Source organism: Thermogutta sp. (assembly GCF_014359955.1).
GTDB lineage: Bacteria > Planctomycetota > Planctomycetia > Pirellulales > Thermoguttaceae > Thermogutta.
Genome location: NZ_JACIYL010000193.1, coordinates 1 through 6446, shown reverse-complemented (window position 1 = coordinate 6446; position 6446 = coordinate 1). Strand labels below are relative to the sequence as shown.

General features: G+C 57.6%; 6 protein-coding genes. 4 read left to right on the top strand and 2 right to left on the bottom strand.

Features of this window, described 5'->3' with window-relative positions:
* Positions 1 to 1497: HD domain-containing phosphohydrolase (locus H5U08_RS07900; RefSeq protein ID WP_297031936.1), on the bottom strand; the 1497-nt coding region annotated here is incomplete at its 3' end.
* A gap of 637 nt (positions 1498 to 2134) precedes the next feature.
* Entirely contained in the window at positions 2135 to 2827 is a 693-nt protein-coding gene (locus tag H5U08_RS07895; protein WP_297031934.1) for a YHS domain-containing protein, read from the bottom strand.
* 371 nt (positions 2828 to 3198) lie between these two features.
* Here H5U08_RS07895 and H5U08_RS07890 point away from each other — a divergent pair, with 371 nt between their 5' ends.
* From H5U08_RS07890 to H5U08_RS07875, 4 genes are all read left to right on the top strand, one after another.
* Positions 3199 to 3855 (top strand): cyclase family protein, encoded by a 657-nt coding sequence (locus tag H5U08_RS07890; protein WP_297031933.1) that lies wholly within the window; start codon positions 3199 to 3201, stop codon positions 3853 to 3855.
* A 139-nt stretch (positions 3856 to 3994) separates the two neighbouring features.
* Complete coding sequence (locus tag H5U08_RS07885; RefSeq protein WP_297031932.1) at positions 3995 to 4912, top strand: HAD family hydrolase; 918 nt, start codon at positions 3995 to 3997, stop codon at positions 4910 to 4912.
* 109 nt (positions 4913 to 5021) lie between these two features.
* Positions 5022 to 5999 (top strand): hypothetical protein, encoded by a 978-nt coding sequence (locus tag H5U08_RS07880; protein WP_297031930.1) that lies wholly within the window; start codon positions 5022 to 5024, stop codon positions 5997 to 5999.
* A gap of 93 nt (positions 6000 to 6092) precedes the next feature.
* Positions 6093 to 6446, top strand: a 354-nt coding sequence (locus H5U08_RS07875) for a hypothetical protein (protein WP_297031928.1), incomplete at its 3' end; no start/stop codon positions are given.

Here is a 6446-nt window from a genome sequence, read left to right as displayed (position 1 = left end):
ATCGTAGGCGTCGGCCACTGCGACAATTCGGGCAATAGGAGGTATGGCCTCGCCGGCCAGTTTGTGAGGATAACCCGTCCCATCCCACGACTCGTGATGATGCAGCACTGCAGGCAGAATATCATCGAGTTGCTTGAGGCCGGAAAGAATCCGATGCCCTTTCTCCACATGTGTTTTGATGTGGTCGAACTCTTCATCCGTGAGTTTGCCGGGCTTCTGGAGCACCGCGTCATTCACACCGATTTTGCCAATATCGTGAAGGAGTCCTGCGAGGTAAACCCGGGAAAGCATTTCGGGCGGATAGCCCATCTCCTGCGCCAGTCGTACGGCGATCCGCGCAACGCGGTCACTGTGACCGCATGTGTACGGATCCTTGGCATCAATCGCCGATGTCAGCGCCCTGATCACGCCCGCCAGGAGCATCGACTGCTGGCGGTAAAGCTCCAGGTTGGCACTGTGGACGCCGATAATCGTCGCCACGGAGTGAAGCAAATTGGCCTCCATGCTGCCGAACTGGTGACCCTGCCGATGATTGAAAGCCGCCAGGTATCCAAGGAGATTCTCACCCTCGGTCACCGGGACGGCGATAGCATTGCGGATGGTGAATCCTTCAAACGTGAAGGGATCGGAACAGTTCCGCACCAGAGGGTCGATCGCTTTGCGAACATTCCAGTGCTCCATCAGGGAGCAGAATTGCTCGTCGGTCAGCGGCAAATCCCCCGCCTTGAGCAACACGTTTTGTGTGCGAACCTTTCCGATGTAGTTCTCGTCGGTTGAGTCCACAGGAAGAAGGACCAGCCCGATGCCCTGCGCTGGGACCACCTCCATCAGCCAGTCGATGGCAATCTTGGCGAGCTCTTCATCTGTTTTGGAAAGGCGAAGATTGCGGGTTAATCGGTGGAGGAGGCTGATTTCTTCATAAACACCGGCCAGGTGCATGGACATTTCGTCCGCCTGACTTTCCAGGTCCTTGATGCGATGGAGTGTGAGGAAGTGCTCACGGCAAGCCTGGGCCACCTGCAGCAGAATCTGCGGATCCCAGACGCGCTGGCGCGCGGCCCAACGGTGGAGACTGGCGGTATTGGTCGCGAGGCGCTCCGCCTGGAGCTTGAGTGAATCCTGGGGCGGCAACGATGCCGTCATGAAAACAGCGGCCGCCACGTGCCATTCGTCCTCGGCAAGGAAAGGAACGGCGAGTGCTGTCAGCGGCGGCTCTTCCCAAATAATCTCGGGCTGACCTCGAGTTGCAACGACCCGGCAGAGTATGCCAAACTGTTCCCAATCGATCGACGGCTCTTCCGGCTTGGCGAGAAGCTCCCCGGTTTCCCCTTTGAACACGGCAAAATCCGTCCCGAAACTTTTGGTCAGAAAGCCGAGGCACTTTGAATCCGCGGGTGTGACCGAGGATCCCATCGGCCAGATTTCCACAAAACCGGAACTTTCCGCAGTTCCCCATTGCTGCCAGGCATCAACCAGGGAAGGCTCGCCTATCGTCATGGCTGGTTCCCTCGCTCTCTTTCCGAATTACACAAATTTGGTGGGTCCGATCGATGAGATTCGCCGTACCGGCCGCCGCAAACAAAAACCTCACCGCGTTTGCCAAACGTTTCTCCGACTGATTTCTCCATCCGATCGCCCCTTCATCTCATTCCGAACCGGTATCTTCGAACCGGGTCCCAGTGAAAATTTAGGTCATTTTTTCTGGTCACGCAAAATGTCGGCCGGGGCTGACAGAAATATTCACGTTTCATGTCACGGAACGAATCGACACAATTTTCTCAGACGGACCGACCTGCCAACGCCCTGGCGGAAGTGCTCGCCGAGATTTCCGGATGTGAGAACAATCCAAGAAAAACTGGACGGTGAGACGGCGGCGAGCTCAGATCTCCATTCCACCGGATGAGTTGGGGCGACGAAAAACATGGAGCAGGGCGGTCGACAAATCTTCGGCGTCAAACATCCTCGTCAGCCTCCCGTCAAAGAAAAGTTTTCAAAAAGTGCTGGGGAATGCGGTTTTCGGCACCAAGAAAATAAGAGCCGCGTCCCAAACAATCCATTCGGGACGCGGCCGCTTCCGGGAGGGACAAAGGGGAACGGGTTTATCCGGACAGCATCACTACCAAAGAGTTAACTATCAACCTTGCTTCTTTTCTTCCTTCTTGCGAGGTTCAAACCCTTTCTCGAAGCCCGCGTTGCCGAAGACTGCATTGAAACGCTCTGCATCGGCCATCTTTCCAATCTTCCCAGCACATCCCTTGCAGCAGAAGTGGACCACCACACCCCCTATTTCTTCCTTCTGCTCCGTGGACACGGGACGCCCCGTCAGTGGGCAGGCCTTCTGCACATACTGCTTGGTCAACACAAGTTGCTGATTGGCCTTAGCTGCGTACTTATCCTGATGCTTCTTGAACTCGTCGACACAATCCGGGCAGCAGAAGAAAATCTTGCCACCGCGATATTCGGTGGAAACCTCTTTCTTAGCCTCACCGCCCATTACCGGACATTCAATCTTGGGGCCTTTCTTGGACTTGGACGCCCCTTCAAGGGCCGTCAGTTGAGCGGGAACGGACGCCTCCCCCTGGGCAGAACTCGCGGCACTGCATTCACCCTTCTCGCATGTCTTGCCGGCACAGCAGGCGGGATTCTCGCCGTCACTCTTGTCTGCAACCTCAGAAGCTGCTCCGCCACCGCAGCAACCCCCGACCACCGCGTTGACCACCGGGCACTGGCCCGACGTTTCGTCGCCCGTCGTGGATGAGGAGCTAAAGAGGATCGATCCCCCGATAATTCCTGCACTCAAGCTGACCAATGCAATCAGGTATCTCATGTTCATCCTCCTCTCGCTTTCTTCGGGGCGTCACAGAAATTTCGTCAGCAACAATTGCTGTATTAAGAATAGGCAGACGGCAAACGGGGGTCAAGCGGCGAAATACGACATATTTACTAGTGTTTAATGGGCTGTCCCACAGACTTGTCTGTTGCCAGCATAAAGCGCGGCTCGGCCGCTGTATCACCTGGGCGCCTGGGGTCATAATGGAGGGATTACCACTAGCTGAGCCTGTCCGACAGCGGCCCTTCCGAGTGATCACGGAGGCCATAATTAACCGGGCCTTTCAATTCAATCCCGTGGCCGCTTCGGCTCATTTTCGTTGCGACAAAACGCTTACGAAGTTACCACGACCGAGTTGGAGGGACACCATGGCGAAAATAATCGATCTTTCACTTCCTTTGACCGACGGAGCGCCGAGTTATCCGAAAGATCCGCCACTCCGCATCGAGTTTTACCGGCGGCTTCCCGAGGATGGATGTAACGTGACGCAGATCACCATGGGCACGCACCAAGGAACGCACTGCGACGCGCCCTTTCATTTTCTGAAGGAAGGCCGTCCGATCGATCAGGTGCCTTTGGAACGGTTTTATGGCCCGGCCACTCTCGTGGACCTGGCGCCGGACGGCGAACTTCCTCCCAAAACGCCCATCACCCCCGATATGCTTCAGCCGTTCGCCAAATACTTTCGGGAAGGAAGCCGCGTCATCTGCCGGACGGGTTGGTACCGCCATTTTGGCCAGCCCGAGTACTTCACCGATCTGCCCTCTCTTACAGTAGAGGCGGCGCAGTGGATCGCCGCTCGCCGCATCAGTCTGTTGGGCATTGATATGCCAACCCCCAGCAAAATCGCCGGTCGCGAAGTACACCAGATTTTGTTGGCCCCGGGAGCCGAGATTGTTCTCGTGGAAGCCCTGACCAATCTCGACGCCCTACCCCAGGATTTTATTTTTGCGGGTTTCCCGCTCAAACTGGTGGGCAGGGATGGTTCACCAATAAGGGCAGTGGCGATTATTCCCGATGAGTGAACAACCAGTTTTGTCCAGAGTAAAATGAGCGGTCGTCGCATGTCATCGCGCACCGTGCCGTCCCAATCCCGGAGCTTCCCCGAACTTTGAAACAGGGCAGCGGCAGTCCCCTTCCGCGACTGGCTCCACGCACTCAAAAATGATGGATGGTAACAAGCACATCTACGAGGAAGCTGACTACCGACCGGCGGTCGCCCCACCCCCACAATCGATCTTCATCCCGGGAACGCGGATCGAAATTGTTCGCCCCATCGATAGCCCGGGCATCTATCGACATGCGCTGTTTGATTTCGACGGGACGTTGAGCCTGATTCGGGAGGGTTGGCCGGACGTCATGATCCCCATGATGGTGGAGATCCTGCTGGCCACTGGGACCAAGGAGACACCGCAGGAGCTCGAGGAACTGGTTCGGAACTTTGTGACCGAACTGACAGGGAAGCAGACGATTTATCAGATGATCCGGCTGGCGGAAGAGGTGGCCCGACGGGGTGGCCGACCACTCGAGCCCACCGAATACAAGCGGATCTACCACGAGCGTCTCATGGCACGCATCGAGCACCGCCGCGAAGGGCTCCGGTGTGGACGAGTGAAGCGCGAGGACATGCTCGTTCCCGGTGCGATTGACCTGCTGGAAGAACTATGTCGCCGCGGAGTAGCACTGTACCTAGCCAGCGGCACCGATGAAGTCTATGTCCAGGACGAAGCCCGGCTGCTGGGACTGGATAAATATTTCGGTTCTCACATCTACGGGGCCATTGACGACTACAAACGATTCTCCAAGTCGATGGTCATTCAACAGATTCTGACCACCAACCGAATCACCGGCCGGGAACTTCTCGGTTTCGGCGACGGTTATGTGGAAATCCAGAATGTGAAGGAGGTCGGGGGAACCGCCGTGGCGGTGGCCAGTGACGAAGCCCAGAAAAGTGGCAAGCCCGACCCGTGGAAACGTCACAGGTTGATCGGTGTGGGAGCGGATGTGGTCATCCCGGATTATCGGGAATGGCGGGCACTCATTGGGTATCTCTGGGGAGAAATCCGCGTTCCTGCCGCATGACGATGACCTGGTACGGCCGCGTCCAACCGGGTGCGATGTCTCCCTTCGGTCCGCACGATGCGTCAATGGCCGTTGGCGGTGTTCCACCCCGCTGAAAAAGGGAAAGGCTATGCCCTATCGACAGTTTGATCGTTCACGGGTGAGGTTGCGTCCTTTGAGCGAGCGGATCCACGACCTGGACCGCAGTATCCTTCTGGATCCGAATAAGCTTCAGGTCACGTTTCGACATCCCGCGATTCCTGTTCTTGCGGAAAGGATCGTTCAGGCCGCGGCCAAAAAGGCGTCCATCATCGCTTTCTGCGGCGCCCATGTCCTGAGAAAAGGGAACGGTCCGCTCCTCATCGATCTGATGGCGAAAGGTCTCTTGACACATTTGGCCCTCAACGGTGCCGGGGCGATTCACGACTTTGAGCTGGCCCTCATCGGAGCGACCTGCGAAAGCGTCGCACGCTACATTCGCACGGGAGAGTTTGGCCTGTGGCGCGAGACCGGCCGAATCAACGAGGCCGCGATTCTGGCGGCCCGGGAGGGCATCGGATTTGGTGAAGCCCTGGGGCGAATGATCGAAGAAGAACAATTCCCCTATCGCCAGACAAGCGTTCTGGCGGCGGGATATCGGCTGGGCGTTCCGGTGACGGTTCACGTGGCCATCGGGCAGGATATCGTCCACGAGCACCCCAACTTCGACGCAGCGGCCACCGGCCAGGCCTCGTACACCGATTTTCTCGTTTTCACTGAGAGCGTGGCCCACCTGGAAGGCGGCGTGTATCTCAATATCGGCTCGGCTGTGGCGGGACCAGAGGTCTATCTCAAGGCTCTCAGCATGGCGCGCAACGTGGCGCGGCAGGAAGGGCGGGAAATCCGGCACTTCACGACGGCGGTGTTTGATCTGGTACCGATCGGGGATGATTGGAGCAGCGAAGCCCCCAAAGACGATCCGCGCTATTACTACCGCCCGTTCAAAACAGTCCTTGTGCGGACGGTGGCCGACGGCGGAGAAAGTTTTTATGTTCAGGGGGACCACCGCGAGACGGTGCCGGCCCTTTACACGGAGATCATTCGCCGCTGGCAGTCGCCCTCTTCCTGACCCAAAAGCAGGCCGTCGTGGTGGATTCGGGGCTTACCCGAACGGGCAGGCTGGCGCGGAAAGAGTGCTTTTAAGGCGAGCGAGGTCTAAGACATGGCCCCTGTGAAACGATTCGAGGGAATTACCCCGGAACGACTGACTGCCCTGCTGGAACGCTTTCCGAGTCGACGTGTGGCGGTCGTGGGGGATTTTTTCCTTGACAAATACCTCGATGTCGATCCCCGATTGGCGGAGACCAGCCTGGAAACCGGGAAAATCGCCCATCAGGTCGTCCGCGTGCGGCATAGCCCGGGAGCGGCGGGAACCGTCGTATGCAACCTGGCGGCCCTGGGCGTGGGCACCATCCACTGTGTGGGAATCATCGGCGACGACGGTGAGGGATATGAATTGCGCCAGGATCTGCAGAGACTGGGTTGTCGGTTGGAACATCTCCAGGTTGTTCCGGAC